General features: G+C 55.8%; 21 protein-coding genes. 15 read left to right on the plus strand and 6 right to left on the minus strand.

Annotated features, from left to right (window positions below; genetic code table 11):
* Positions 1–7 precede the first annotated feature (7 nt).
* Positions 8–823, plus strand: a complete 816-nt coding sequence (locus tag G565_RS0111620; protein WP_028671079.1) for a LysR family transcriptional regulator — start codon at positions 8–10, stop codon at positions 821–823.
* 336 nt (positions 824–1,159) lie between these two features.
* Here G565_RS0111620 and G565_RS23920 read toward each other — a convergent pair whose 3' ends face one another.
* Complete coding sequence (locus G565_RS23920) at positions 1,160–2,515, minus strand: magnesium transporter (RefSeq protein ID WP_037338968.1); 1,356 nt, start codon at positions 2,513–2,515, stop codon at positions 1,160–1,162.
* A 315-nt stretch (positions 2,516–2,830) separates the two neighbouring features.
* On the opposite strand from G565_RS23920, the gene rimK reads away from it, so the two are divergent.
* From rimK to G565_RS0111670, 9 genes are all read left to right on the plus strand, one after another.
* A complete protein-coding gene (rimK, locus tag G565_RS0111630; protein WP_028671080.1) occupies positions 2,831–3,730 on the plus strand; it encodes a 30S ribosomal protein S6--L-glutamate ligase in 900 nt (299 codons plus the stop codon).
* A gap of 2 nt (positions 3,731–3,732) precedes the next feature.
* Positions 3,733–4,740 (plus strand): succinylglutamate desuccinylase/aspartoacylase family protein, encoded by a 1,008-nt coding sequence (locus tag G565_RS0111635; protein WP_051207805.1) that lies wholly within the window; start codon positions 3,733–3,735, stop codon positions 4,738–4,740.
* 53 nt (positions 4,741–4,793) lie between these two features.
* Positions 4,794–6,491: a transporter substrate-binding domain-containing protein gene (locus G565_RS0111640; protein WP_028671082.1), complete on the plus strand. Its 1,698-nt coding sequence runs from the start codon at positions 4,794–4,796 to the stop codon at positions 6,489–6,491.
* Entirely contained in the window at positions 6,488–7,921 is a 1,434-nt protein-coding gene (locus G565_RS0111645) for a sigma-54-dependent transcriptional regulator (protein ID WP_028671083.1), read from the plus strand. Before G565_RS0111640 ends, G565_RS0111645 begins: the two co-directional genes overlap by 4 nt.
* Before the next feature lie 575 nt (positions 7,922–8,496).
* On the plus strand, positions 8,497–9,519 hold the full coding sequence (locus tag G565_RS0111650; RefSeq protein WP_157600062.1) for an amino acid ABC transporter substrate-binding protein: 1,023 nt from the start codon (positions 8,497–8,499) through the stop codon (positions 9,517–9,519).
* Positions 9,520–9,641: 122 nt separating this feature from the next.
* Positions 9,642–10,832, plus strand: a complete 1,191-nt coding sequence (locus G565_RS0111655; RefSeq protein WP_028671085.1) for an amino acid ABC transporter permease — start codon at positions 9,642–9,644, stop codon at positions 10,830–10,832.
* A 1-nt stretch (position 10,833) separates the two neighbouring features.
* Entirely contained in the window at positions 10,834–11,925 is a 1,092-nt protein-coding gene (locus tag G565_RS0111660) for an amino acid ABC transporter permease (protein ID WP_028671086.1), read from the plus strand.
* Between the two features lie 11 nt (positions 11,926–11,936).
* Entirely contained in the window at positions 11,937–12,701 is a 765-nt protein-coding gene (locus tag G565_RS0111665; RefSeq protein WP_028671087.1) for an amino acid ABC transporter ATP-binding protein, read from the plus strand.
* Positions 12,702–12,988: 287 nt separating this feature from the next.
* A complete protein-coding gene (locus G565_RS0111670; RefSeq protein WP_037338972.1) occupies positions 12,989–13,726 on the plus strand; it encodes a substrate-binding periplasmic protein in 738 nt (245 codons plus the stop codon).
* On the opposite strand, the gene G565_RS0111675 is transcribed toward G565_RS0111670, so the two are convergent.
* Complete coding sequence (locus G565_RS0111675; RefSeq protein ID WP_211227167.1) at positions 13,723–14,673, minus strand: AEC family transporter; 951 nt, start codon at positions 14,671–14,673, stop codon at positions 13,723–13,725. The two genes, G565_RS0111670 and G565_RS0111675, sit on opposite strands and share 4 nt — an antisense overlap.
* Before the next feature lie 204 nt (positions 14,674–14,877).
* Here G565_RS0111675 and G565_RS0111680 point away from each other — a divergent pair, with 204 nt between their 5' ends.
* Positions 14,878–16,500, plus strand: a complete 1,623-nt coding sequence (locus G565_RS0111680; protein WP_051207807.1) for a methyl-accepting chemotaxis protein — start codon at positions 14,878–14,880, stop codon at positions 16,498–16,500.
* Between the two features lie 218 nt (positions 16,501–16,718).
* Here G565_RS0111680 and G565_RS0111685 read toward each other — a convergent pair whose 3' ends face one another.
* Complete coding sequence (locus tag G565_RS0111685; protein ID WP_028671091.1) at positions 16,719–17,096, minus strand: DUF3461 family protein; 378 nt, start codon at positions 17,094–17,096, stop codon at positions 16,719–16,721.
* Between the two features lie 224 nt (positions 17,097–17,320).
* Between G565_RS0111685 and G565_RS0111690 the strand changes: the two genes are divergently transcribed.
* Both G565_RS0111690 and xylB read left to right on the plus strand, forming a co-directional pair.
* Positions 17,321–17,605, plus strand: a complete 285-nt coding sequence (locus G565_RS0111690; RefSeq protein ID WP_028671092.1) for a hypothetical protein — start codon at positions 17,321–17,323, stop codon at positions 17,603–17,605.
* 135 nt (positions 17,606–17,740) lie between these two features.
* On the plus strand, positions 17,741–19,198 hold the full coding sequence (gene xylB / locus G565_RS0111695; RefSeq protein ID WP_028671093.1) for a xylulokinase: 1,458 nt from the start codon (positions 17,741–17,743) through the stop codon (positions 19,196–19,198).
* A gap of 47 nt (positions 19,199–19,245) precedes the next feature.
* Here xylB and fbaA read toward each other — a convergent pair whose 3' ends face one another.
* Both fbaA and G565_RS0111705 read right to left on the minus strand, forming a co-directional pair.
* Complete coding sequence (gene fbaA, locus G565_RS0111700; protein ID WP_028671094.1) at positions 19,246–20,325, minus strand: class II fructose-bisphosphate aldolase; 1,080 nt, start codon at positions 20,323–20,325, stop codon at positions 19,246–19,248.
* A 271-nt stretch (positions 20,326–20,596) separates the two neighbouring features.
* Positions 20,597–21,760 carry a phosphoglycerate kinase gene (locus tag G565_RS0111705; RefSeq protein ID WP_028671095.1) on the minus strand — a complete coding sequence of 388 codons (1,164 nt, stop codon included), beginning with the start codon at positions 21,758–21,760 and terminating at the stop codon, positions 20,597–20,599.
* 197 nt (positions 21,761–21,957) lie between these two features.
* On the opposite strand from G565_RS0111705, the gene udk reads away from it, so the two are divergent.
* Positions 21,958–22,593: a uridine kinase gene (gene udk, locus G565_RS0111710; protein WP_028671096.1), complete on the plus strand. Its 636-nt coding sequence runs from the start codon at positions 21,958–21,960 to the stop codon at positions 22,591–22,593.
* A gap of 504 nt (positions 22,594–23,097) precedes the next feature.
* Here udk and G565_RS0111715 read toward each other — a convergent pair.
* Positions 23,098–24,600 carry a carboxypeptidase M32 gene (locus G565_RS0111715; protein WP_028671097.1) on the minus strand — a complete coding sequence of 501 codons (1,503 nt, stop codon included), beginning with the start codon at positions 24,598–24,600 and terminating at the stop codon, positions 23,098–23,100.
* A gap of 238 nt (positions 24,601–24,838) precedes the next feature.
* On the opposite strand from G565_RS0111715, the gene G565_RS0111720 reads away from it, so the two are divergent.
* Positions 24,839–25,369, plus strand: a complete 531-nt coding sequence (locus G565_RS0111720; RefSeq protein ID WP_084649356.1) for a putative pterin-binding protein — start codon at positions 24,839–24,841, stop codon at positions 25,367–25,369.
* Positions 25,370–25,372: the final 3 nt, after the last annotated feature.

Here is a 25,372-nt window from a genome sequence, read left to right on the forward strand (position 1 = left end):
TCTTTTCATGAATGAAAAGGATATAGACTGGAACGATCTGCAGTTATTTCTCGCTGTAGCACGAGAAGGCGGGCTGTCAGCGGCGGCAAAGGCGACGCAGCGCAGTGCCGCAACGCTTGGGCGGCGTATGCACATGCTTGAAAGTGGCATGGGGCGTGAGCTATTTGTAAGGCATGACAGAGGTTACGAACTGACGGCTGATGGCAAGGCTCTGCTGGCCTCATTAGCTGAGACAGAATCCAGCATCCACCGCATAACCACCCCACCAGAACAAGGCATTCGCCCCCTGGTCAAAGTATCAGCCGGCACCTGGACCACGCTCGCGTTGATCCAGCACATCGATGAACTGATCGGAACTCCACCCGACCTTCGCTTGCGCTTTATCTCAGATGAGAAGGTACTGGACATCTCTCACCGTGAAGTGGTGATAGGCATCCGCAACCGTCGACCTACAGAAGAAGCTCTGGCTTGCCGCAAGTTGAGCCGTGTTGAGTTCGCCCCATACATCGCTGAAGGGGCACCGGAACTGTGGATCAAAGTTATCGCCGACACACCATCGGCGCGCTGGCTTGATCGCACCGTCGGCAACGATGCCATTTGCGAAGTCAACGTCCCGCGCAACAGCCTCGACCTTGCTCTCGCAGGTAAAGGCATTGCCGTGTTACCAACCTTTATCGGAGACGCTCAAACTCAGTTAAGCCGTACGGGCAGCACGATTGCAGAATTAGGTCACGACCGATGGCTCGTGACCCATCAGGAAGAGCGAAACTTACCCGAAGTGCGACGGGCGATCGACAGGATGTGCAATGCGCTCGAGCAATGAAGCCAATAGTTACTCAAGTTTCGACGTTCGGGTTGCCTGAGAGGTGTTGGTCTGCGTCGGCTACCGGGTGTACCCGCCGCTTGCCACCTCAGCGAATTCCAAAACTTGAGTAATTAGTTTTGGAAGACTCAGTCTTCTTTGATGGGCGCTTTAGCAATATGTGTTGTATCTCAGATTTATATGCTGTGAGTTTAACCCCAAGCCGAGTGCGGATGGCCGGTTCAGCTTATCTGGGGTAGTCCGCAGCATGGATGCTGCGGTCTAGGCTCCACGGATGGATTCACGCCGACCCCAGATAAGCTTAACCGGACTCCTGCACGGATTCCCGGCAATAGACTACCCAGCCAAACTCAACGCAATGGTTGCCGTTCCCAGAAACGCGAAGAAGCCGACGACATCGGTTACCGTGGTCAGCACGACTGAGCCGGCAATCGCCGGATCAATTTTCATGCGCGACAGTACCCAGGGTACGATCACGCCCGCCAGCGACGCGGCGATGATGTTGACCAGAATGGCGAACGCGATGATCCACATCAGCATCCAACTGTCGAACCACCAGGCGGCGATCAAGCCGATGGCGATTGACCAGAAAAACGCGTTGATGGTGCCAAGAATCAGCTCCTTGCGAATCAGGTTACGCACGTTGGCCGCGCCCAACTGCCCGGTCGCCAGGCCGCGAATGGCCAGACCCAGTGTCTGACTGCCAGCAATTCCGCCCATGCTGGCAACAACAGGCATCATCACGGCCAGTGCCACCCATTGCGACAACGCCAGTTCAAACAAGCCGATCACCCAAGCGGCGAGCAAGGCAGTGATCAGGTTGATGCCCAGCCAAAGACCGCGTTTGGGTACTGATCGACGCACCGGCGAAAACAAATCCTCTTCATCCAGGCCGCTGCTCAGTTGCATCATCTGCCGTTCTTTTTCTTCCAGCATGACGTCGAGTGCGTCGCGTGATGTGAAGCGGCCCATGACGGTGCCGGTTTCATCCACCACCGGCAACATGGCCCGGTCGGCCGCTCGCAATCGCTGGGCGGCCTCGTGCAACGAAGACGCCGGGTTCAGGGGCGTCAGTTCATCATCGGTAAAGTCACTCAGAGGGGCCGTGCTCGGCGCCTGCATGGCAGCATCCAGTGACAAACATCCCTGGAAACGTCCGTCTTCGTCGAGCAGGACAATCACATCGGTCATTTCCGGTATGCCGGTTTCCCGCAGTGCCTTGCGAAACAACCGACCCGGTGTTGAGGCCTCCGCCGTGATGACTTTAAAGCTGAGCCAGCGACCGACCTGATCGTCATCGTAAGTCAGGGCATTTTTTAATTGCTCGCGGTCTTCGCTGTCCATTCGGTGCAGCACTTTGCGACCCAACTGACCCGGCAAATCGTCCATCAGTTCCAGCAAGTCTTCCGGATGGGTTTTGCCCAGCCATTGCAACAGGGCATCCGGTGGCGCTGCTTTTAACAGCGAACGCCGGTGCTCATCGTGCAGCTCTACCAGCACCGCCCCCCGTATTTCCGGGGGAACGGCCTGCCAGATAGTCAGTCGTTGCTCAAAGGGCAAGCACTCCAGTGCGAAGGCAATGTCGGCTTCCGACAGCCCTTCAAGCCAATCGTCTGCGGGCTCACGATCCTCTGCCAGCTCACTGAGCCAGTAATCGACGTGTTCAAGCAACGTATCTTCGCGGGTGGCCATGGGTAATGCTTCCCTTGTCATGGGTGATCGGACAGAAAAACTCAGTCCGCACAGCGGGTCTGGTGATTGGTAGCTACGCCTAACCTTAGCAAAAAAGATCACTCCCGGCCCTGCCAACCTGCACAGACAGCGTGTAAACGCGCTAGACTAGTCACAAGGCCTGCCTGAACGGCAACCGAGCTTGGCAAGACCAATAATTAAGGGGATGATGCACACCGGACCGGGACCTGAACCAAAACCCGCTACTGCTACACTCTGATTTGCCATTCCCCTGCGCAACACCAGACAATACCGGACTACTTTTGGGAGTTATCCATGAAACTGGCGGTGCTTTCACGCGAGCCCTCTAACTACTCATCGCAGCGACTGGTCGAGGCCGCCGAAAAGCGCGGCCATGAGATTCGCATTGTCGATACACTACGCTGCTATATGAGCATCGTGGCGCACCGCCCGTCTATCCATTATATGGGCGAACCCCTGGAAGACATGGACGCCATTATTCCGCGCATCGGCTCATCCATTACCTTTTATGGCACCGCGGTGGTCCGTCAGTTCGAAATGATGGGGACTCATACCTTGAATTCTTCTTTGTCGATCTCCCGCTCGCGGGACAAATTGCGTTCCATGCAAATGCTGGCACGCAAGGGCATCGGCCTGCCCATCACCGGGTTCGCCCACAGCCCGGATGAAGTGCCCGATCTGATTCAGATGGTCGGCGGCGCTCCCCTGGTGGTGAAGTTGCTGGAAGGCACCCAGGGCATCGGCGTGGTTTTGTGCGAAACCCGACAAGCCGCAGAATCCGTGATCGAAGCCTTTCTCGGGCTCGACACCAACATCCTGGTGCAGGAGTACATCAAGGAAGCCGGCGGTGCCGACATTCGTTGCTTCGTGGTTGGCGATAAAGTCGTCGCCGCTATTAAACGACAGGCCGCTCCGGGTGAGTTCCGCTCCAACCTGCACCGGGGTGGCTCGGCTGCGGTGGTAAAAATCACCCCCGAAGAACGCAAAACTGCGGTGCGCGCGGCCAAAATCATGGGGTTGCAGGTGGCGGGGGTCGATATCCTGCGCTCCAATCACGGCCCGGTGGTGATGGAGGTTAATTCCTCGCCCGGCCTTGAAGGCATTGAAATGGCCACCGGTAAAGACGTCGCCGGTATGGTCATCGAGCATCTGATCAAAGAAATTGGCGAAAAACCCAAACGAGTAGAAGGCTAATTGTGACACAGATTAACCCCGCCAAACTGGCGTCGGGGCAATGGCACAATGTGCCTCTGTCGCTACCCGGCGCACCCGGTAATTCCGACGCCATCATGCACTGCTTTGTGCGACGCAGCCGCAAGCCGGGGCCCACTATGTTCATCACCGCTGCCATGCACGGCGACGAGTTGAACGGCCTCGAAATCATCCGTCGCTTCATGCGCAGCCGCAAACTCAGTGGCTTGGTGGGCACCGTCATCGTCGTGCCGGTGGTTAATGTGCACGGTTTCGGTATGGGCTCACGTTACTTACCCGACCGACGCGACCTGAACCGGGTGTTCCCGGGTTCAGCAAAGGGATCACTGGCAGCCCGTGTCGCCGAGGTATTGATGCAGGAAGTGGTGTTGCGCTCGGACTTTGGCATCGACTTGCACACCGGGGCCATTCACCGCTTCAACGTGCCTCAGATCCGGGCAGAGCTGGACAATGAGACCGTCGAAGGTATGGCTCGTGCCTTTGGCGTGCCGCTGATTCTTAACAGCGAATTGCGTGAAGGCTCTTTGCGCGAGTCAGCCGGGCAGAACAACATTCCGGTGATCGTTTATGAAGCAGGCGAGGCGTTACGGCTCGATGAAATCAGCATCAAGGCCGGAACCCGGGGCATTATCAATGTGCTGATGCACCTGGGTATGCTCAATGGCACACCGAAGATTCGCAAAGAGCAGACCATTGCCGACAATTCCTACTGGGAGCGGGCCAGCGATTCCGGCGTATTTCAATGCCTGGTCAAACCCGGCACCTACGTCAAAAAGGAGCAGGTGCTGGCGCGCATCATGAACCCAAGCACCATGGAAGCCTCGGAAGTTATCGCCTCCCGCGCCGGTGTTCTGGTTGGCCTGACTCAGTTGGCGCTGGTTTACGAAGGCGACGCACTGTTCCACATTGCCCGCTACCGCGGCATGCATGAAGATGTGGCCCAGCAGGTTGAGCGTTTTCACGAAGAGCTGGGGCCGGAATACGGTACCTGAGGGTGGCTGTGTTTTGATCAACACCCTGCGCCGGGCTACAGTTAGGTGGTTGAATGTCGTATCCGAGATCTACCCTGATTCCTATTCTGCTCTTGCTGACCTTTCTAAGCATTGGCCTGGCAGGTCCTGCTGTGGCAGAACCGGTGAATCAGGTCATTCAGGTCGGCGGTGACGACAGTTATCCGCCCTATGAGTTTGTTGACGAAGACGGCAATATCGCCGGTTACAACGTCGACATGACCCGGGCCATCGCAGAAGTCATGGGCATCGACATCGAGATTACGCTGGACAGCTGGTCAACCATGCGCGAAAAACTCGAGAACGGCGAGATGGACGTGCTGCAGGGCATGGTCGCCTCAGCCGAACGGGAAAAGGATTTTTCCTTCAGTGCCCCCTCAGTCATGGTTAACTACTCCTTTTTTGCGCGCAAGGGTGACCCTGAACCCGCCAGCTACGATGACCTGCGTGGCAAGTCAGTTGTGGTTCAGCACGAAGGCATTGTGCACGACTTCCTGCGTGAGAATGATTTCGGGGTCGAGATCGTAACCGTACGCGCTCATTCCGATGCACTGCGCCAGCTCGCCGCCGGTAACTACGACTACGCCCTGGGTGCCACTCTGCCCAGCCTCTATTACAGCCAGGAAAACAAATTGTCGAATATTGGCGTTGTCTGGCGACCCTTGCGTCCACAACCTTATGGCTACGCCGTGAGCAAGGGCAATGAGGAGATCCTGACGTTGTTTTCCGAGGGGCTGGCCATTCTGCGCAATACCGGCCGGCAACAGGACATTTACGACACATGGCTGGGGTCGCTGGAACGACAAGGAACCACCAATTGGCGCCTGTGGGGAATCATTGCCGCCATCAGCAGTGCCGTCTTGTTACTGGGTCTGGCGCTGGTATCCGTCTGGATTCGCACCCTCCAGCGTCAGGTTGAACGACGGACTCAGGAGGTCAAGAAACAGCAACAGCAACTGATTCAGGCCGACAAGATGAGTTCACTTGGGACACTGGTGTCTGGTGTTGCTCACGAAATCAACAACCCGAGCGGGCTGATCCTGCTCAACCTGCCCATGCTGAAAGATGCCTGGGAGGACGCCTTGCCTCATCTGGACGGTCTGTACGAGCAGCGCGACGGATTTGACATCGCCGGGCTCGATTATCGCCGCATCCGCCAGGAAATCCCCTACATCATCAATGAGATGAACGAAGGTGCTCAACGCATCAAGCGCATCGTAAACGACCTGCGCGACTTCGCCCGCCAGGAAGCAACCGATTCGATAGAACCGATGAATCTTAACGACGTGGTCTCGACCGCCGTACGACTGCTCGACGTGACCATTCGTGGCTACACCAACCGCTTCAGTCTGATTCTCGATCCTTACCTGCCATCGATGCTGGGGCACCCGCAGCGCATCGAACAAGTCGTTATTAACCTGATCATCAATGCCTGCCAGTCATTGCCTGACGATCAGCATGGCGTGAAGGTCGAGACCCGCATCGACCACATTCGCCAACGCATTGTGCTATCGGTACACGATGAAGGTTGCGGCATTGAACCGGACGCAATGCCCAACCTGACCGACCCCTTTTTCACCACCAAGCGCGAACAGGGCGGCACCGGGCTTGGCTTGTCGGTCTCGGCCGGTATCATTAAGGCCTACGATGGCACCATGAAGTTTCATTCACGCCCCGGTGAAGGCACCCGGGTAGACGTCACCTTTCCGTGGAAGATGGTCGAACCTCAATGACAGACAATAAAAACAAGAAACGCAGTCTCTACCCTGAATTTGGTGTTTTGCTGATCGACGATGAACCCTCCTATCATCGCAGTCTGGGTTTGATGCTGGAGCGCAAGGGCGGTATCACCAACCTCCACTATTGCCAGGACAGTCGCGAGGCCATGCACTACCTGGAGCACCATGCGATCGGGGTGGTTCTGCTTGATTTGAACATGCCCCACAAATCCGGCAAAGATTTGCTGATCGAGATGGCGGAAGCCTTTCCCGACGTTGCTGTGGTTGTCATCAGCGGGTTAAACCAGGTCGAGACCGCTGTGGAATGCCTGCGACTGGGGGCCTTTGATTTCTATGTAAAAACCACCGAGTCGGCGCGTCTTCTTGAGGGCATCAAACGCGCCATTCAATTGCAGGAAATCAAACGGGAAAACCAGGAGTTGCGTCACCGGGTACTCAGTCGTCGTCTTGACTCGCCAGAAGCATTTGCCAACATACTGACTCAAAGCCGCAGCATGGCATCTGTATTCCAATATCTTGAATCGGTCGCGAAAAGTTCACAACCGGTGATGATCTGCGGCGAAAGTGGTACCGGCAAAGAACTCATTGCCCGAGCCGTACACACCCTCAGTGGTCGCCAGGGCAAGCTGGTCACAGTCAACGTCGCCGGACTCGATGATCACATCTTCAATGATACGTTGTTCGGGCACCGCAAGGGCGCCTTCACCGGCGCCGACCAGGAACGACGGGGCCTGGTTGAAGAAGCCTCAGGGGGCACGCTGTTTCTGGATGAAATAGGAGACCTGAGCCCCAGCAGCCAGGTCAAGCTATTGCGGTTGTTGCAGGAAGGCGAGTTTTATCCCATGGGGGCGGATCGGCCCAAACGCCTGCAAGCCCGGATTTTTGTCGCCACCCATCAGGACCTGGCCGAGCGCCAGCGTGAAGGCGCTTTCCGCCGTGACCTCTATTACCGGCTCTGCACCCACCAGGTGCTGATACCGCCCCTGCGTGCCCGACGGGAGGACGTGCGCCTGCTGTTTACCTTCTTCGCCGAACAGGCCGCTGACGATATGGGCAAACCCCTGCCCGAGTTCAGCCCGGATCTCTGGGCTGCCCTGCAAGCCTACGAGTTCCCGGGTAACGTGCGCGAACTTAGGGCCATTGCTTTCGATTCCGTCAGCCGACACCACAGTGGCGCCATGACCCGGCAAGATCTGCACCTGTTCAGTCAGGCACAGGGCCTGGACAGCAGCAGTCACGACGACACCCTGGTCCATTTCGCGCCCGACAACCGCTTACCCACGCTCGCTGAAATCGACGACTTGCTGATCGCCGAGGCCATGCACCGTGCCGACCACAACCAGTCGATTGCCGCGCGCATTTTGGGCATATCGCAGCCTGCGCTGAGCAAGCGATTAAAGCGACAACGCGAACTCGAAACCTGACTCGACCAGGGCGAAGACCCCTCCTCATCAGCAATGTGACATGGCACACAAAACCTCGCCAGACTATTCCTTTGGTTATAGTTATTCCAATGGTTATAGATACACCCTGACAATGCACTGACAGGCCCTTGACTGCCCCCCGACCTATGTAAAGCACCGCCTCAGTGCGCTTTTTCGCATCGACGGCGCGCACCGCCTTGAGGCAGTGCAGAATAAAGCCCGCACCGGGGCCGACGACTATTCCTCTGGTTATAGTCGAAACAAAGGCAATCTGCTCAACGAATCCTCAAAAATCCTTTTAAAATCAGCAGGATAGAGTGTATCGATACAAACTGGCCCCATCCTTGCAAACTGTTAAGAACATCGAACCCTAATAAAAACCACGTCGGCCCAGGTCGTCGCTCGATCCTCCTTACAGACTGCAGACACCAGAGTGTCTGCATCACGTTTGTTTTTGGCCACGAGCCGAAAACGAGAATCCACACAGATTTCAGTCTGGGTGGTCATCAGTGCTTGGACCGGCCAGCAGGCTTGTTCAAGCCGATAATAAAAGCAATGAAATAATGGAGAGTAAAATGCTTAAGAAACTGACCAGCACTAGCGCCGTAGCGGCGTTGTCACTGTCTGTCCTGGCCGCTGGCGTGCAAGCCGGTGAAACCGTTGATGCCGTCATGGACAAAGGCTACGTTCAGTGCGGTGTAAACACCTCTCTGGCAGGCTTTTCAAATGCAACTGGCGGCGAGTGGGCCGGCCTTGACGTCGACGTATGCCGCGCAGTTGCCGCCGCCATGCTGGGCGACTCAGAAGCCGTTCGCTTTACTGCTCTGACCGCAAACCAGCGCTTTACCGCTCTGCAGTCTGGTGAAGTCGACATCCTGTCGCGTAACACCACCTGGACGCTGACCCGTGATACGTCTCTGGGCTTGAACTTTGCCGGTGTAAACTACTACGACGGCCAGGGCTTCATGGTACGCAAAGATCTGGGTGTTAGTAGCGCTCTGGAACTGAGCGGTGCAGCTATCTGTGTTGAACCCGGTACGACAACAGAATTGAACCTCGCCGATTACTTCCGCGCCAAAGGCATGGATTTCGAGCCGGTTGTTATCGAAAACACCTCTGAAGTAACAGCTGCCTTCTTCGCGGGTCGTTGCGACGTTTACACAACAGATGCCTCAGGTCTGGCCTCTGCCCGTAACGTCTCTGCTGAAAACCCGGCTGACTACATCATTCTGCCAGAAATCATCTCCAAAGAGCCGCTGGGCCCAGCTGTTCGCCACGGCGATGACGAATTCATGGACATTGTCCGCTGGACACTGAACGCCATGATCGAAGCTGAAGAATACGGTGTAACGTCTTCAAACGTTGACGAAATGCGCGATACCAGCACCAACCCTGGCATCCAGCGTCTCCTCGGTGCTACACCGGGTCTGGGCGAAGCACTGGGTCTGGAAGAAGACTGGGCTTACAACATCATCGACCAGGTCGGTAACTACGGCGAGTCTTACCAGACTAACGTAACCGAACTGCTGGGTCTTGAGCGTGGCATTAACGCGCTGTGGACTGACGGTGGCCTGATGTACGCACAGCCAGTACGTTAATCAGAAGCCCGGCAATGCAAGATTGCTGACTTCCTGTTAACGCCGCGGCCCTGTCTACCAGGGCCGCTTATTATTCGCTCATTGCATTATTCTGATTTGCATTCCCTTTGGAGACGTCGGGTATGAGCCCCAAACACTCAAAAAAAAGCGACGTTAGCCCGATTCTGACCCTTATTTATGACAAAACGTTTCGTTCTGTCGTCTATCAGATTCTGGTATTTGGTGGTGTCTTTCTGCTCGGCTGGTACCTGGTGAGTAACACCATGGCCAACCTCGAAGCTCAGGACATTGCTACCGGCTTTGGCTTTCTGGAACGCGAGGCCGCTTTTGGTATCAGTGAAAGCATTATCGCCTACTCGCCTGCAAGCTCTTATGGCCAAGCATTGCTCGTTGGCATTACCAACACCCTTAAAGTGGCCAGCATCGGCATCGTACTCGCCACAATACTGGGCACCATTATCGGCATTGCCACTGTTTCGAAAAACTGGCTGTTGCGGTTTATGGGTGTTACCTACATCGAGACCTTTCGCAACATTCCAGTGCTGCTGCAGCTGATCTTCTGGTACGCGCTTATCAACCGCGGCTTACCCAATATTCGCTCTGCACTGAACCCCATTGAAGGGGTATTTTTGTCCAATCGGGGTTTGTACATTCCGGTCATGGCTGATCACCCTGCCTGGAGCTGGGTTGGAGCGGGATTTATCGTCGGTATCATTGGCGCCATTGCTTTGCGCAAATGGAGCCTGAAGCGACTTGAAGCAACGGGTCATATTTTTCCGCATCTGAGTGTTGGCCTTGGCATTATTGTCGTCGTTCCTTTCCTGGTCTGGCTCGTCTTTGGCGCACCGATGGAATTGAACGTTCCTGCCATTCAGGGCTTCAACTTCCAGGGCGGCGCACGCATGAGCCCGGAATTTACCGCACTGTTGTTGGGTCTGACACTGTACACAACGACCTACATCGCCGAAGTGGTCAGAAGCGGTATTCAATCTGTACCTTACGGTCAAACCGAAGCGGCAACATCGCTCGGTCTGCGGTCCACCTGGATCATGCGGCTTATCGTTTTGCCGCAAGCGCTGCGAGTCATCATTCCACCCCTGACCAACCAATATCTCAACCTGACCAAAAACAGTTCGCTGGCCGTGGCGATTGGTTATCCGGACCTGGTTTCCGTGTCCAACACCACCATGAACCAGACGGGGCAGGCGGTTGAAGGCGTGGCTATTTTCATGACGGTTTATCTCAGCATCAGCTTGCTCGTTTCTTTCTTTATGAACTGGTACAACAAGCGCATGTCGCTGGTGGAGCGTTGATATGACTGAGACTACTAATAGAGCTCGTCCCATCAGTGGACCGGTGTTGAACCGAAGCTTGCGCTGGATGAAAGAGAATCTCTTTTCGACACCGCTCAACACGGTCATCACTCTGCTGTGTGTTTACATTATCTGGAGTGTCCTTGAAGTCCTGGTGTCCTGGGCCGTTGTAAACGCCAGTTTCGGGGCTGCCAAAGAAGCGTGCGAAGCGGCTACCGGTGCATGCTGGGCCTACGTTCATGATATGTGGCGCTTCCTGTTGTTTGGCACCTTTCCGGCCGACCAACACTGGCGTCCGCTGCTGGCCATGGTCATGCTGACCTCCGGCATGTTGTTAAGCATGAACCGCCGCTTCTGGTCACCCTGGCTGGCCGTTGCCTGGATTGTCGGTTTCATTGCTGTTTATTTTGTCCTGAGAGGCGGCGTATTGGGTCTGCCACCCGTGCGCACAGCTCAATGGGGTGGTTTGACGCTAACGCTGGTACTGGCCGTTGTCGGTATTGCCTTTGCTGCGCCACTGGCCTTATTGCTGGCACTGGGGCGTCGATCCGAAATGCCTCTGATCAAGGTGGTCTGTATTGTCATCATTGAGGTCTTTCGGGGTGTGCCGCTGATCTCGGTGCTGTTTATGGCGTCGGTCATGTTTCCGCTGTTTCTCCCGGAAGGGGTGAGCATCGATGTTCTGTTGCGGGCACAGATTGGCATCATCTTCTTCCAGGCAGCGTATTTGGCCGAAGTCTTTCGGGGTGGCATGCAAGCGATTCCCAAAGGGCAGTATGAAGCAGCCGATTCACTTGGACTGAATTACTGGCAAAAGACCTTCAAGATAATTTTGCCACAAGCCTTGCGGCTGGTTATCCCGCCGACCATGAGTACCTTTATCTCTTTGTTTAAAGATACGTCACTGGTCGTGATCATTGGTCTGTTTGACTTGCTGGCCGCAACCCGCGCAGCGGTAAACGACCCAATGTGGCGCCAACAGTTTATTGAAGCCTATCTCTTCATTGCTCTTATTTACTTTTGCTTCTGCTTCTTTATGTCGCGTTACAGTGCGTATCTCGACAATGACCTGAAGAAGAGCACCTCACACTAGGAGTCCAGCACATGACTGAACAACGCCAACTGGCCGACCGTGAATCCGTTATTCAGGTCAACAAGATGAACAAGTGGTACGGTGATTTTCACGTACTGACTGATATTAATCTGGATGTTAAACAGGGCGAGCGCATCGTCATTTGCGGCCCTTCGGGCTCGGGCAAATCGACGCTGATTCGTTGCCTGAACCGCCTGGAAGAACATCAGGAAGGTGACATCACCGTTAATGGCATCGAGCTGGGCGATAACGTCAAAAACATCGAGGTTATCCGCAAAGATGTGTGCATGGTTTTCCAGCACTTCAATCTGTTTCCACACCTGACTGTGCTCGATAACCTGACACTGGCACCGATGTTTGTGCTCAAGCAACCCAAACGGGAAGCCGAAGCAACGGCCATGAAGTTTCTGGAGCGGGTTAAGATTGCCGAACAGGCCAACAAGTACCCGGGTCAGCTCTCTGGTGGTCAGCAACAGCGTGTGGCCATTGCCCGCTCATTGTGCATGAACCCGAAAGTGATGTTGTTTGATGAACCGACCTCGGCGCTCGACCCGGAGATGATCAAGGAAGTGCTGGACGTCATGATCGAGCTGGCCGAAGAAGGCATGACCATGCTGTGCGTCACCCACGAAATGGGTTTTGCCAAACAGGTAGCCGACCGGGTCATTTTCATGGACGCTGGCCAGATTGTTGAAGAAAACGAACCACACGAGTTCTTCAACAATCCGCAGAACGACCGGACCAAGTTGTTCCTGAGTCAAATTCTCGGTCACTAATGAGAATGAATGAACCCGGCACTTTGCCGGGTTCTTCAGTAACACAGGCGAGTCCGTTCTGATTTGCCTGACTTTTCATCTCTATTCCGATGTTTTAACCAGCATCGTCAGTCTCTTTTATAAGCACAAAACCCCCGGCAATGCCTGGGCAGGCGTTGTTGTGCTGTACGGATGTTACTTTTTATTGCACGGCCTGAGCCAGGGAACCGCTCATGATCACCACCCCATGGATAGCCTGACCCCAAAACGTCCGGCACTCTACCCGGAATCACCTGAGAGTCACTGCAATGAACGTCAGCGTTACCTCGCTTAAAGCCCTACTCGTATTGTTACTGACCTGCCTGATAAACCTGCCAGCCTTTGCCGAAAACGATGATACTCAGTTGTACATCTATACCGAAAATTATGGCAACTATAACTACAGCCTAAGTGGTCGCGATTACGAGCACAGGCGCGACGACATCGGTGGCACCTCTACTGAGGTCGTCAAGGCACTGCTTGCCGACGCCGGCTATGAGTATCGCATGCGCCTGCGCAACTGGGGTGTCGGTTACGGGCGAACTCTGGAGCGCCCTTACTACGGGATTTTCTCTACCGCCAGAACGGCGCAACGCGAGGACATTTTTCAGTGGGTAGGGCCCATCGCCCAATACAATTGGACCATCTTTCGATACGAGGGCAGTACTATCGAGGTCAACGACATTGATGATCTGCGCTCATTGCGGGTCGGCGGATACGCCAATTCAGCCACCACCCTGTTCCTGCAAGACCAGGGCATAGAGGTGTCTACTCTTCCCAACGACAGCCTGAATGCCCAACGCCTGGCACAAGACCAGATCGATGTATGGATTGCCTCGGACGTTAACGCCTATAACCTGGCAGAAGAGGCCGGTTTTCCGAATATCGAGCCAGCCTGGATCATTCGCACCGTCGATATGTATCTGGCCATGAACAAGGATACACCGGCCGAGGTTATCGACCGATTACAAACCTCACTTGACCGAGTACAAAACCAGGTCGATTAAACCCAACCCAGTGCACGCAATACGACCAGCCCCAGGCTGGTCGTCACCAGGCTGATCACCGTCGTTGTGGCAATAATGGAGGCCGCCAGATTGGCGTTCCCGCCCATCGCACGCACCATCACATAGCTCGCCGCAGCAGTGGGCGTGCTGGCCATCAGGTAGAACACGCCCAGCTCTATATCCCGGTAGCCCAGACCATAGGCGATCAGCACACCACTGAGCGGTATCAACGCCAGCTTGAATACAGAGGTGAGTGTGGTGACTCGCCCGGCCTCTATAAAACCAGCCCAGCTCAAACTGGCGCCGACGCAGATCAATGCCAGCGGCAACGTCATGCGGGCAAAATAGTCACCGGTATCGAGCACCCAGTCCGGAACCGGTATGCCCAGCACAACAATGGCACCGGCCAGCGCAATGGCAATGATCAGCGGATTACGAGCAATGTCTTTAACCGCAGAGACCAGCGGGTGACCAGCCACCTGACGCGGTGACCACCGACTTAGGGTAATCACCGACAGCACGTTGTACAGCAATGTAATAAACGCCAGGTAAACAGACGCCAGCACAGCGGCCTCCTGGCCAAAAGCATTCAGCACAAAAGCCAGACCGATGATGCCCATATTGCCGCGAAAGCTGCCTTGCACAAATACGCCGCGCTCGTCTTTGTGCGCCACCAGCCAGGGGGCAATCAACGACAACACCACAAACCAGCCCAGTGTGAACAAGGCCGCCAGCAGGATAATGCCGCCCCCTGGTATGGCCTCCGGACGGGAACCGACGATATTCAGGAACAACAAACTGGGCAGGGCTACATTAAACACCAGCTTGGAGCCACTTTGCACAAAAGCATCGTTAATCCATTCCCAGCGTTTGAAGGCCGCACCCAGCACGACAACCAGTGCGATGGGGCCGGTAATCTGTAACGAAAACAACAATAGAGACAACACCAGGGCGCTTCCTCAGGGGGCGGGTACGTTTAACAGCGATCTCAGCGACCGCTTAAGCGGCGGCAGTCTACCACCACGCGACAATAAAAACTCAATGGCCGACCCAAGCCGCCGATACTACACTTACGTTTAGAAAGCTCTCTTATGCAATAGGCAGACCTTCCGGGCCAAAACAACACCCTTAACACGCCGAGGTATCGACCTGTGTTTAAACGCTTTACCATTCGCCAGCGGCTGACGGCCACCTTTGTCGGCATCGTACTCGCGTTCATCGTATTAGGGTCGCTCAGCCTGAACCGACTGGACGCCAGCAATGCTCAGGTGTCGATCATCGCCCAGGATCGGTTGCCCAACCTGATCGCAGCCAACACGCTGTTCAAATACTTCAGCGATATTCAGGTGCCCGCTACGGCCATGATCTTTTCCAGCTCTGCATCAGAGCGGGAAACCTTGCAGCAGACCATCGACCAGTCAGTCGCGGCATTGAACACAGCCAAGGAAGCCTACCAGCAGAACATTACCGCCGATGAAAACCAGCAGATTTTCAATGCCTTTGTTGATGCGGAAACCCAGTTTTTGCAGACTCTGAACGACGGCATACAGCTGGCGTCGAACTGGCGTGGTGCTGACGCACTGCGTCTGCGTACCGAGACCATGCTGCCCCTTGCCGAACAGGCCTTTGGCCATCTACAGCAGCTAATCGACTATCAGCAGCAGCGCATCGCTGCGGCGGAACAGGAGGCGGATCTCGCCTACCAGACATCACGCACAGTAACCATTGGCGCCATCAGTGCGGTTGCCCTGCTGCTGGCGCTGATCGCCTGGTCGCTGGTGAGAAGCATCGCGCGGCCCTTGCAACAGGCCATTCACGTCGCCAATGACATCGCCGCCGGCACGCTGACCACCAATATCACTATCGACGGCAAGGATGAAATCTCATTGTTGCTGCAAGCACTACGAACCATGCAGCACAGCCTGCGCGATACCCTGGGCCAGATCGCCGAATCGGCTGACCGGCTCGGTCATGCGTCCACCACACTCGACGCGGTTACCGAGCAATCACTGCAAGAGTTGCAACAACAGAACGATCAACTGGAACAGGCCGCTACCGCCGTTAACGAGCTGACTGCTGCCATTGAAGAGGTGGCCAGTAATGCCGCCGGAACGGCCAGTGAGTCCCAGCAAGCCAATGAGCGAACTCAGTTTGGCCGTGAAAAAGTGCAATCAGCGGTGCAGGCCATTGAACATTTGGCCGGTCGTATTCAGGGCGCGAGCAGCAATATGACCACGCTGTCGCAGAAAGTGGCCGACGTAGCCTCAGTGCTTGATGTCATTCGTGCCATTGCCGAGCAAACCAACTTACTGGCCCTCAACGCCGCTATTGAAGCGGCCCGGGCCGGAGAAGCGGGCAGAGGTTTCGCGGTTGTCGCCGACGAAGTCAGAGCTCTGGCCAGCCGCACCGCCGACTCAACCCGGGAGATTGAATCCATCATTCAGGCGGTGGAAACCAGCTCGGAAGAGGCTGCCGGTACCCTGCGCACCAGCGATGAGGACGCCCGCAAGACGCTGAACATCGGTCACGAAGCGGGTGAGGCCCTCGCGGCCATCGCAGATCTGGTCAACACCATCAATGATCGCAATACATCCTCAGCCAGTGCTGCAGAGCAACAGGCTCAGGTTGCCAAGGAGGTCGACAAGAACCTGGTGAATCTGCGCGATCTTGCCGCTAACACGGCGACCGGTGCCGACCAGACCCGAAGCTCGAGCCGGGAACTGGCCAGCCTGGCAGATGACCTGAACCGGCTGGTCAAACGCTTTGAGGTGTAGCCACACACTGAGCTGTATCATCACAGTTGTGGCACTTAGCCGATTGTAACCACTGTAGGCTGCTGAGATTCACTGAATAGCAACAACCTACCAGGTTCAAAACACGCCGTGCCCGTGGGTCTATGACTGGTAAGTTGTTGATTCAATGAGAAAATTAAAAATCACATTGTTTGCTTTTCGTGTGTTGAAAAAGGCAGGAAGCCTTTTTCAACAACCAGTTAGAGTCTCTTCAGATCGGCTTCGATTTCCTCGATCTTGCTTTGCACCACTTTTTCCAGATGATGCAGATCGTTCAGAATCTTTTTCTTCAAATCGACTTCTTTGACTTCCCGCTTGGCAATCACATCAAGCTCTTCCACTACGTAGCGCAAAGTCGGTGCGATCTCGGTCGTGTCGGTGTATTTTTGAGTGCCACTATCGACCTTTACCCGCTTCACCTGCCTCGGATACTTGAATTTTTCACTGCGCGCAAACATTTCACCTTTGTCACGCTTGTAGTAAATCTTCAAAATATCGAACCGGCCTTCGGTTCGTAGGGTGTATTTTTCAATTCGATCAGTGTCGGTAACGCCAATGGCCTTCAGGTTTTCAAACATGGACAATCCTTTACGGAATACGTTCAGTACGTGGGCTGGGATATGCGTAAGCAATCAGGTCAGATTAGAACATTCACAGCAGGGATCAACACCTTGTCGCAGTTTTATAGCGGCCGACACGCAGTGACCTGTAGCGCGCTGTGTACAACCTTTTCAACGCTTAACGACACAACCCGCCGGACTGAGCATCGGCTCATAATCCGTTAACCAGGAGGATTTACCCCATGACCTTGCACATCCGACTGATCGAAATAGAACGCTATGTCCCCGATGTAAACAACACCGCCGACCTGGCGCGGGCGTTCGGCCCGCTCAAACGCTACTGCCGCGACCAGGTCAATGTGGCGCTGACGCTGGCGCCCTGGACGGAGGTTGATCGCGGTGAGGCCGCTCTGGTTATTCTGGGCATCGACCGGGGTCAGGTGGAAACCGAAGCGCGCCATCTGGAAGACTGGATGGAGACTAATCTGGAAGGCCAGAGCCTGAGACTGGAAGCCAGCTGGTTATGATTCACACACGGGCATAGTGGCTTGATGGGTCTTGCCGCTTGTGGATCCGGGTGCTGAGGGTGCAATGAACAATTGACGCAATCCAGGCTCACCGTCATTATATTTCGACTAATGAATTAATTTCAGGAGCACCCAATGTATCTGGGACTCGACCTCGGTACGTCCGGATTAAAAGCGGTTCTGATTGACCAGACCGGTCATGTGGTAGATACCGCCAGCGCCAGCCTCACCACAGAGTCACCTCACCCGCTGTGGAGCGAGCAAGACCCACGGCAATGGTGGCAAGCCATTCAGGCTGCACTGGCAACACTCGCGGGCCGGCAGGATTTGAAACAGATAAAAGGCATTGGCTTGTCGGGCCACATGCATGGGGCTGTTCTGATCGATGCCGACCATCAGGTGATCCGGCCCTGCATTCTGTGGAACGACGGTCGCAGCGGTGCCGAGTGCACTGAGCTTGAAGCGGCGATACCCGATTTCCGCGCGCGCAGTGGCAATGTGGCCATGCCCGGCTTTACCGCGCCGAAGGTGTTGTGGGTCAGACACCATGAACCCGAGGCCTTTGCCCGTATCCACAAGGTGTTGCTGCCCAAAGATTATCTTCGTCTGCTGTTAACCGGCCAATGCGTATCGGAGATGTCCGACGCGGCGGGCACGCTCTGGCTCGATCCGGCCAAGCGCGACTGGGACGATCAGTTACTGGCCATCAGTGGTCTCAGTAGGGAGCAAATGCCCGCGTTGATCGAAGGCAGTCAGTCGAGTGGCCGACTAACGGACGTGGCCGCCCTATATCTGGGCCTGAACCCGGTGACGGTGGCTGGCGGTGCCGGTGACAATGCCGCCGGCGCGGTGGGTGTCGGCGTTACCGAACCCGGCCAGGGCTTTATTTCGCTGGGAACGTCGGGCGTTTATTTTGTGGTCAGCGAGCAACACAATGCTGCGCCCGAGCTCACCGTCCACGCATTTTGCCATTGTCTGCCCGAGCGCTGGCATCAGATGTCGGTCATGCTCAGCGCGGCCAGTTGTCTCGACTGGTTCGCCAACATCAGTAATACCACGGTCCCAAAGCTGCTTGAGGAAGTGGAAGCCAGTGCGGAAATCGAGACCAGTGTGCTGTTTCTGCCTTATCTCAGTGGCGAACGCACGCCGCACAACAACCCGTTGCTCAGCGCTCAGTTCTTTGGTCTGAACACTCGTACGCGGCGCGTGGACATGACCCGGGCCATTCTGGAAGGGGTCGCTTTCAGCATGGCCGATGGCGAACGGGCTCTGATCTCGGCCGGAACGCCGTTGAATGACATTTCGCTGATCGGGGGCGGGGCGCGCTCGGCGTTGTGGCGACAGCTGATCGCGGATGTCCTGCAACGGACGCTGCACTTTCGAGAAGGAGGAGAAGTGGGGCCGGGCCTCGGTGCAGCCCGGCTGGCACGATTGGCCGTCGAGGGCGATAGCCCGGAGAATATCCGGTCGTTCTGCCCGGCCCCGCCTATTGTGCAGACGCATCAGCCAGACGCTTCACGCGCGCTCTACTATCAGTCGAAGCTCAAGAAATACCGTGAGCTGCACCAGCAGACGGCCGCGCTAAACGACTGAATCGTCACGAGCGGCCATGCCCGCCCCGTTCGACCGGGGCGGAAAGCTCAGTTCCGATCGACGGCATTCAGGTCGGCAAAGGTTTTCTCCAGTCGAGCGATCAGGCTCTCCTGAGCTTTGCGCAACCAGACACGCGGGTCATAATATTTTTTATTCGGGCTGTCTTCGCCTTCGGGGTTGCCGATCTGGCTTTGCAGGTAGCCTTCGTGGGCCTGGTAGTATTCACGAATGCCATTCCAGTTTGCCCACTGGGTATCGGTGTCGATGTTCATTTTGATCACACCGTAACTGATCGATTCTTCGATCTCGGCTTCGCTTGAACCCGAACCGCCGTGGAATACAAAGTCCAGAGCGTTCTTTTCCAGACCAAACGTCTCTGAGCAGTGAGACTGGGAGTCGCGCAGAATGGTCGGGGTCAGTTTGACGTTGCCGGGCTTGTAGACGCCATGCACGTTGCCAAATGAGGCGGCGATGGTGAACCGAGGGCTGATGGCGTTCAGTTTCTCGTAGGCGTAGGCGACGTCTTCGGGTTTGGTGTAGAGGTTGGAGGCATCCAGGTGGCTGTTATCGACGCCGTCTTCTTCACCGCCGGTGACACCCAGTTCAATCTCCAGTGTCATGTCCAGTTTGGCCATGCGCGTCAGGTACTCGGAACAGGTGGCGATGTTTTCTTCGAGGCTGTCTTCCGACAGGTCAATCATGTGCGACGAAAACAACGGCTTACCGGTTTCGGCGTAGAATTTTTCACCTTCGTCGAGCATGCCGTCGATCCAGGGCAGAAGCTTACGGGCGGCGTGGTCGGTGTGCAGGATTACCGGAACACCATAGGTTTCCGCGACGGCGTGAACGTATTTGGCCCCGGCGATACCGCCAAGTACCTGAGTCTGCTGACCATCCAGTTTCAGGCCTTTACCGGCAAAGAAACCAGCGCCGCCATTGGAAAACTGAATGATAACGGGGGACTTCACTTTGGCTGCGGTTTCCAGCACGGCGTTGACCGTATCGGTATTGATGCAGTTCACCGCAGGCAATGCGAACTTCTCGGCCTTGGCGATGGCAAAAATTTTCTGAACGTCGTCACCGGTGACAACACCGGGTTTTACTACGTCGAGTACTTTTTGAGACATGAGTCGTATCCTCTGCTGACGATGAACGGCACCACCTTCCTGCGGCTACCGCTTGTTGTTGTGCCTTCGGCTCGTGACATCCTGGGTTGCTCTCCGCTTGCGCCACGAATCCGTGGTAGCCACCGGGTAAGTCTATCCGGGGTCGGCGTGAACCCGTCCATGGGGCCTAGATCGCAGCATCCATGCTGCGAACTTCCCCGGATAGACTCACCCGGCAGCCACCACTCAGTGTTTTGGTTAAACCTCACCTAAACCGGAGTACCATCTTTCTTCAACCTTTGGCGCGCTGCTCAAGAATTTCAACAGCAGGCAACACCTTACCTTCCACAAATTCAAGAAACGCACCGCCACCCGTAGAAATGTAGGAGAAACGGTCTTCCATACCAAACTTCTGCACCGCTGCGATCACGTCGCCGCCGCCCAGCACCGAGAACGCACCAGAGTCGGCTATGGCTTCGGCGATATCACGCGTGCCGTGAGCGAAGTTGTCGAATTCAAACACACCGCAGGGGCCATTCCACAAAATGGTTTTGGCGTTTTTGATCACCTCGGCAAAGCGTTTGGCGGTTTCCGGACCCAGGTCCATGATTTCTTCGTCGTCCTGTACCTGATCGACCGGCTTGACCACGGCTTCGGCTTTCGGGCTGAACTCTTTGCCGACTCGCACGTCGATCGGCTCGGGGATGTCGAGTTCGTCCATCAGTTTTTTCGCCTGCGGAATCAAGTCTTTCTCGTGCAGGGAGTTACCCACATTGTAGCCGCGTGCTGCAACAAAGGTGTTGGAAATACCACCGCCGACGATGAGCTGATCGCAGACTTTCGACAGGCTCTCCAATACGGTCAGTTTGGTGGATACTTTGGCGCCGCCGACAATGGCCACCATCGGCCGGGCCGGGTTATCCATGGCTTTGGCCAGTGCTTCCAGTTCACCGGAGAGCAAGGGGCCGGCGCAGGCAACCGGCGCGTATTTGGCGACGCCGTGGGTCGATGCCTGGGCGCGGTGTGCGGTACCAAAGGCGTCCATCACATAGACGTCACACAGGGCGGCCATTTTTTTCGACAGTTCGTCGTCGTTTTTCTTCTCGCCTTTGTTGAAGCGCACGTTTTCCAGCATGACCACCGAGGCTTCGGTGTCGACACCCTCTACCCAGTCGCGAATCACCGGGATATCCTGACCCAGCAATTTGCCCATATAGGCGGCGACCGGCGCCAGCGATGCTTTTTCATCAAACTGACCTTCTTCGGGTCGGCCCAGGTGCGACATGATCATCACTTTGGCACCCTGTTCCAGCGCCAGCTTGATGGTCGGCAGCGAGGCTGTAATGCGGTTATCCGAGGTGACCTGGCCCTGGTCGTCCAGTGGCACGTTCAGGTCCTGGCGGATGAGTACGCGCTTGCCGGCCAGATCGAGGTCAGACATTTTGATCACAGACATGGCAGTTCCTTAAGGGGTGTCGGTTAAAATGGGATCGCCATTGTAGACCCTGTACGGTCGAGAATCACGGGCTCTGTAATTTAGTTACAAAACCCGCAGACACTGGCTTTTCCTGAACATTTGGTCAAAGACAACGCCGGGATGGCTTGCTACACTACTGTCCCAGCCAATCTACCGTCATCAGCTGGAAGCCTTTCATGTCTGTCTCTCCCATTTTTATCGGCATCGCCGGTGCCTCCGCCTCCGGAAAAAGCCTGCTCGCTGGCACGATCTATCAGGAATTGAAACAGGAACTGGGCAATGAAGCGCTGGCAATCATCAAGGAAGACAGCTACTACCGGGAACAGGGTAGCCTGACCATCGAAGAACGCACCGCCATCAATTACGACCACCCCAATGCCTTCGACCATGATCTGCTGATTCAGCATATAGATGCCTTGCATGCTGGCCAGAACGTCGAAATTCCGATCTACGATTACACCGTGCACAACCGCTCCGACGAGACATTCCCACTCAAGCCTGCCCGCATTGTCATCATTGAAGGCATTCTGCTGCTGCACGACAAAGCCATCCGCAAACGTCTGGATGCCAAGGTGTTCATGGATACTCCCCTCGATATTTGCCTGCTACGCCGCCTGCAACGCGACATCGCCGAGCGTGGCCGCACGGTCGAGTCAATCATCGAACAATACAAACGCACCGTGCGACCGATGTTTCTCGAATTCATCGAACCGACCAAGCAATTCGCCGACATCATCGTGCCCCGCGGTGGCAAAAACCGCGTTGCTATCGAGATGCTCAAAGCGCGTATTTTGCAGATGTTGGATGGCTAACTGATTCAGTGGCTTCCATGGCCAAAACAGTGGTTACTTGTTGTTCGGTGGCCAAGGCTCGTGCAGGCCACCGGGTAGACCGTTGCGGGGTCGGCGTACATCCATCCATGGAGCCTAGGCCGCAGCATCCCTGCTGCGGACTACCCCGCAACGGTCTACCCGGCCGCCTGCACTTGGTTTGTCGCCGATGCTAAGTCTAAAACACATCCCTTCCCAACCTAATCTAACAATTCACGCCTAGCGCAAGTTGTATTTCTTGGTTTTATGGCAGGAAGCAGCGACACCCAACTAAGTGCTGGGTGCCGGGTATACCTATCTGGGGTAGTCCGCAACATGGACTAAAACGCCAGGAGCGTTTTAGCATGAGCGCAGCGAGCCCGGAGGGTGGATCCCATGGAAGGGATCCATATTATGCGGCCTAGGCTCCACGGATGGATTCACGCCGACCCCAGATAGATATACCCGGTATCCAGCACGAACTCATGTCTCAGAAACAGCCCAACGTTAAGCCGCCAAATACCGCTCTTGCAGATGATCCAGGAAGTAATCCGGGTTCAGCACTTCGCCGGTGGCCTGAGTCATCAGCTCGTCATAGCTCAGGTAGCGGCCTTGCTGCCAGATGTTACGCGACAGCCAGTCGAAAATAGGCGCCAGGTCGAGACGGGCTACTCGTTCTGCGGCATCGGGAACGTCTCGCAGCAGTGCGGCGTGTAACTGAGCGGCATTCAGAGCACCCAGGGTGTAGGACGGGAAGTAGCCGATGGCGCCCATGGGCCAGTGGATGTCCTGCATCGGGCCGTTGCGGTAGTCGCCCCGGGTGTCCAGACCGAGCAGGTCGGTCATGGCCTGGTTCCAGCGCTCGGGGATGTCTTTTACGCTGGCCTTGCCAAGAATGATGTCCCGCTCCAGTTCGTAGCGCAGAATAACGTGCGACGGGTAAGTCACTTCATCGGCATTCACGCGGATAAGGCCCGGCTCAACGCGGGTGTACAGCGCATGCAGGTTGTCTGCGGTGAACGCCGGGTCATGGCCCAGATGCTGTTGAACCAGTGGCGCAATGGCTTCAATAAAAGTTCGCGAGCGGCCCAGTTGCATCTCGAAGAACAGACTCTGGCTTTCATGCACGCCCATGCCCATGGCTTGGCCAACCGGCTGACTGGTCCACTCGACGGGGAGGCCGGTTTCGTAGCGTGAATGACCGGTTTCGTGAATCACCCCCATCAGCCCTTCGATGACGTTGGCTTCGTCGTAGCGTGTGGTAATGCGGCTATCAGCCGGTACGCCGCCGCTGAAGGGGTGGACGGTCTGGTCGAGGCGGCCGGCCTCGAAATCGAAACCCAGGGTCGACATTAACGCGCGCGCCAACCCATCCTGTTGTGAAATGGCGGTGGCTTGTTCCGGTTTTTGCGGTGCGGGCCGCTGTGACTGGCGCTCCAGAATGCGATTCAGGGTGTCCGGCAATTCGGCTTTCAGCCGGTCGAACACCGGGTCGATGCGACTCATGCGGGTACCGGGGTCAAACTGGTCCATCAGGGCGTCGTAGGCATTGGCATAACCGCGATCCGCGCCCAGGGCCTCCTGGTAGGCGGCTGCCGCTTCGCCGGCCAAGTCGAAGACTTTCTGTAACAGGGGTTCAAACCCGGCCCAGTCGTTGTTGGGCCGCAGCGTACGCCAGGCGTGTTCGCATTCGCTGCTGGCCAGAGACTGCGCCTCAACCAGTGCTTTGGGTATGGCGCGGGTTTGTTGCCAGGTGCGTTTCATTTCGCGCAAATTGGCCTGCTGCCAGTCACTCAGCCCGCCTTCTTGCTCGGCTTCGCCAAAACGATCGGCCAAGCGCTCATCCTGCAGGATTTCGGTACGCAGGACTGTCAGCTCGGCCATCGCCTTGCTGCGTGCCGAGTTGCCCTTGGGTGGCATCATCACATGCTGGTCCCAACTCAGCATGGCTTCGGCGTGGCCCAGTTGGGCCAGGCGATGGAAAGTTTTCTCCAGCGTGGTGTAGCTCATCAGATTCCCCACAATGTCAGTAGCTCCGTTAGGAGGGCCGTATTTTGATGGTTATCGCACCATGATCTGACATACGACCTGTGCTGTCACGGGTACAATCGGCCGTTTACCTAACAGATCATGCTCTTTAGCTGGCTGTTAGAGCCAGAAAGGCGCCGCATACACACTTTACCTATCGACACGCTGGTCCCGGTTTTCTATGCTCTGATCCTACCTCTCGCATAATTAAGTAGCTTCCATGTCATCAGAGCCTTGTCTTTGTGAAAATGCCGCTTCCCGGGTCGCCAGCTACCGCGCCGTGCTGAAATCGATTCGCCAGGCTTTAAGGATGGTGGCAATGCTGGTTGCTCTAACAGCACCAGCCTGGGCTGAGCCTCTGTTGATCACCGGGCCAGACGGGGAATACCGCTTCAGTCAGCAAGACATTCTCGCGCTATCGGACCAGGAAGTGGTTACCGAAACACCCTGGACCGATGGCGAACTGACCTTTCGTGGAGCGCCACTGTCTTCGGTGCTCTCTGAGGCGGGTATTGAGGGAGGTTGGATCAATGCCCGGGGATTGAATAATTATTCCATCAACTTACCGGTTAATCAGGTATTGGCAGCACAGGCTTTTCTGGCCGTACACTTGAATGGCGAACTGATGCGGATCAAGGACAAGGGCCCGTTCTGGATCATCTTCCCCTGGGATGAACATCCCGATTTACTGACGCGAAATGTCCGGTCCTGGTCGGTCTGGCAGCTGCAGTCGTTGGACGTACTGGACTGAACC

Source organism: Saccharospirillum impatiens DSM 12546 (genome assembly GCF_000423605.1).
Taxonomy (GTDB): domain Bacteria; phylum Pseudomonadota; class Gammaproteobacteria; order Pseudomonadales; family Natronospirillaceae; genus Saccharospirillum; species Saccharospirillum impatiens.

Bases quoted from the DNA above. Each gene is read 5' to 3' on its own strand.
- G565_RS0111620 (WP_028671079.1), top strand. From the start codon at position 8: ATGAATGAAAAGGATATAGACTGGAACGATCTGCAGTTATTTCTCGCT.
- G565_RS23920 (WP_037338968.1), bottom strand. From the start codon at position 2,515: ATGGCCACCCGCGAAGATACGTTGCTTGAACACGTCGATTACTGGCTC.
- rimK (WP_028671080.1), top strand. From the start codon at position 2,831: ATGAAACTGGCGGTGCTTTCACGCGAGCCCTCTAACTACTCATCGCAG.
- G565_RS0111640 (WP_028671082.1), top strand. From the start codon at position 4,794: ATGTCGTATCCGAGATCTACCCTGATTCCTATTCTGCTCTTGCTGACC.
- G565_RS0111645 (WP_028671083.1), top strand. From the start codon at position 6,488: ATGACAGACAATAAAAACAAGAAACGCAGTCTCTACCCTGAATTTGGT.
- G565_RS0111650 (WP_157600062.1), top strand. From the start codon at position 8,497: ATGCTTAAGAAACTGACCAGCACTAGCGCCGTAGCGGCGTTGTCACTG.
- G565_RS0111655 (WP_028671085.1), top strand. From the start codon at position 9,642: ATGAGCCCCAAACACTCAAAAAAAAGCGACGTTAGCCCGATTCTGACC.
- G565_RS0111660 (WP_028671086.1), top strand. From the start codon at position 10,834: ATGACTGAGACTACTAATAGAGCTCGTCCCATCAGTGGACCGGTGTTG.
- G565_RS0111665 (WP_028671087.1), top strand. From the start codon at position 11,937: ATGACTGAACAACGCCAACTGGCCGACCGTGAATCCGTTATTCAGGTC.
- G565_RS0111670 (WP_037338972.1), top strand. From the start codon at position 12,989: ATGAACGTCAGCGTTACCTCGCTTAAAGCCCTACTCGTATTGTTACTG.
- G565_RS0111685 (WP_028671091.1), bottom strand. From the start codon at position 17,096: ATGTTTGAAAACCTGAAGGCCATTGGCGTTACCGACACTGATCGAATT.
- G565_RS0111690 (WP_028671092.1), top strand. From the start codon at position 17,321: ATGACCTTGCACATCCGACTGATCGAAATAGAACGCTATGTCCCCGAT.
- xylB (WP_028671093.1), top strand. From the start codon at position 17,741: ATGTATCTGGGACTCGACCTCGGTACGTCCGGATTAAAAGCGGTTCTG.
- fbaA (WP_028671094.1), bottom strand. From the start codon at position 20,325: ATGTCTCAAAAAGTACTCGACGTAGTAAAACCCGGTGTTGTCACCGGT.
- G565_RS0111705 (WP_028671095.1), bottom strand. From the start codon at position 21,760: ATGTCTGTGATCAAAATGTCTGACCTCGATCTGGCCGGCAAGCGCGTA.
- udk (WP_028671096.1), top strand. From the start codon at position 21,958: ATGTCTGTCTCTCCCATTTTTATCGGCATCGCCGGTGCCTCCGCCTCC.
- G565_RS0111715 (WP_028671097.1), bottom strand. From the start codon at position 24,600: ATGAGCTACACCACGCTGGAGAAAACTTTCCATCGCCTGGCCCAACTG.
- G565_RS0111720 (WP_084649356.1), top strand. From the start codon at position 24,839: ATGTCATCAGAGCCTTGTCTTTGTGAAAATGCCGCTTCCCGGGTCGCC.